This window comes from Oleiphilus sp. HI0067, from assembly GCF_001635735.1.
Genome location: NZ_LWFI01000928.1, coordinates 1 through 2,366 on the forward strand (window position 1 = coordinate 1; position 2,366 = coordinate 2,366).

Below are 2,366 nucleotides of genomic sequence, written 5' to 3' on the forward strand. Positions count from 1 at the left end.
GGAATGCTGATAATCTTATTACCCTTACCTTTCGCCAATTCAGGAAGGTCTTTCACAGGGAACACCAGCATTCGGCCTTCATTAGTCACTGCAGCAAGCAACTGACTCTCTACATCATCGATGACCATCGGATGCATCACTTCAGCATTCTTAGGCAATGTGATCGCAGCTTTGCCCGCTTTATTCTTACTTTGAAGTTGATCAATGCTTGAAACAAAGCCATAACCGGCATCGCTCATCATGAGCAATTTTTGCCCCTCTTTACCCATTAGCACCGCTCTAAACTCTGCACCAGATGGTGGGTTTATTTTACCGGTTAAGGGTTCACCTTGGCCTCGAGCAGACGGCAGAGTATGTGCTGCTACCGTATACGCCCTACCAGTAGAATCTAAGAAGATGACACCTTGTTGACTACGACCTTTTGCCGACAAACTAAAACTATCGCCAGCTTTGTAGTTCAAGCCTTTTGGATCAATGTCATGCCCTTTCGCAGCGCGTACCCAGCCTTTTTCAGATAACACGACGGTCACTGGCTCAGAACTGACTAAATCAGTTTCGGAATAGGCTTTTGCATCACCACGAACAACCAACGGAGAGCGTCTATCGTCACCATATTTTTCAGCGTCAGCGAGCAGCTCTTTCTTGATGAGCTTTTTCATCTGCGCTTTTGAGCCAAGTACTTTTTGCAAGTAAGCACGCTCTTTTTCGAGCTCTTCTTGCTCCGCCTTGATTTTCATCTCTTCAAGACGTGCTAACTGTCTCAACTTGGTATCGAGAATGTAATCAGCTTGCACTTCAGTTAAACCAAACCGCGCCATTAAGACGGCTTTAGGTTCATCTTCAGTACGAATAATATGAATGACTTCATCAATATTAAGAAAGGCGACCAATAAGCCTTCCAATAAGTGTAAGCGACGCTCAACTTTATCTAAGCGATATTGCAGCCTGCGTGTAACGGTATCAGTACGGTAACTCAACCATTCACTAATGATCGTACGCAAGTCTTTCACTGCAGGACGACCATCAATACCAATCATATTAAGATTAACGCGATAGCTTTTTTCTAAATCAGTCGTCGCAAACAAGTGCGCCATCAATGAATCGATATCAATACGATTTGAGCGGGGAACAATCACAAGACGCGTTGGGTTCTCGTGATCGGACTCATCTCTCAAGTCCGCAACCATCGGTAGCTTCTTGGCCTGCATTTGAGACGCAATCTGCTCAAGCACTTTGGCTCCAGAAGTCTGATGAGGCAATTCGGTGATCACGACATCGCCACTTTCAGTGTTATAGACAGCTCGCATCTTGATCGAGCCTCGGCCTGTTTCATAAATCTTCTGAATATCTGCCGGCGGAGTGACGATCTCAGCACCCGTTGGATAATCAGGCCCGCGAACATGCGTNATTAGATCTTGAGTTTGAGCCTTAGGTTCATCCAGCAAATGAATACATGCACTCGCGACTTCTCGAAGGTTATGAGGAGGAATATCAGTGGCCATACCGACCGCAATACCCGTTGTGCCGTTAAGCAATAAATTCGGCAATCTAGCGGGTAAGGTTTTTGGTTCATCAATCGTGCCATCAAAGTTAGGCATCCAATCAACAGTACCTTGACCCAACTCGGCAAGAAGCACATCTGCATAAGGCGCTAATCTTGATTCGGTATATCGCATTGCCGCGAATGACTTAGGATCGTCAGCCGAACCCCAGTTACCTTGCCCATCAATCAATGGATAACGATAACTAAACGGTTGCGCCATCAACACCATCGCTTCATAACACGCGCTATCGCCATGCGGATGAAACTTACCCAGAACATCACCCACCGTTCTCGCGGACTTCTTATACTTCGCCGATGCTTTTAAGCCAAGTTCCGACATGGCATAAACAATTCTGCGTTGAACAGGCTTTAAACCGTCCCCGACGTGCGGCAACGCACGATCAAGAATGACGTACATTGAATAATCGAGATAGGCTTTTTCGGTATATTCTCGAAGCGAAATCTGCTCGACACCATCTTCGAAACTAGGCGTGTCTTGACTCATAAAACTTAGAGTTCCCTTTTAGAGTTCCCTTAAGGAAAAATTTGACTATGATTGTGAAGCTGTTGTTCATTATATGGAGCGTGCACACAACTGCATAGAGCTAATCAGTAATGTGCCCTTTTCTTAATGTTTTAAGCGCCCTTTTTTTACGTATTAATCAAAGGAAGATGCATGAACGTCATCGAAATCAAACACCCACTCGTTCGTCACAAGTTAGGCTTACTTCGCGAAAAAGACATCTCCACCAAAAGCTTTCGCGCACTCAGTAAAGAAATCACGACCCTCCTCACCTACGAAGCAACCAAATCATTCCCTCTC

The 2,366-nt window shown here is 45.4% G+C and carries 2 protein-coding genes; one reads left to right on the forward strand and one right to left on the reverse strand.

The genetic code is table 11. The features are described from left to right. The coding region (gene parC, locus A3739_RS11215) for a DNA topoisomerase IV subunit A (RefSeq protein WP_068501350.1) at positions 1–2,048 on the reverse strand (2,048 nt) is incomplete at its 3' end. Positions 2,049–2,219: 171 nt separating this feature from the next. Here parC and A3739_RS11220 point away from each other — a divergent pair. Continuing rightward, positions 2,220–2,366: uracil phosphoribosyltransferase (locus A3739_RS11220; RefSeq protein WP_304440272.1), on the forward strand; the 147-nt coding region annotated here is incomplete at its 3' end.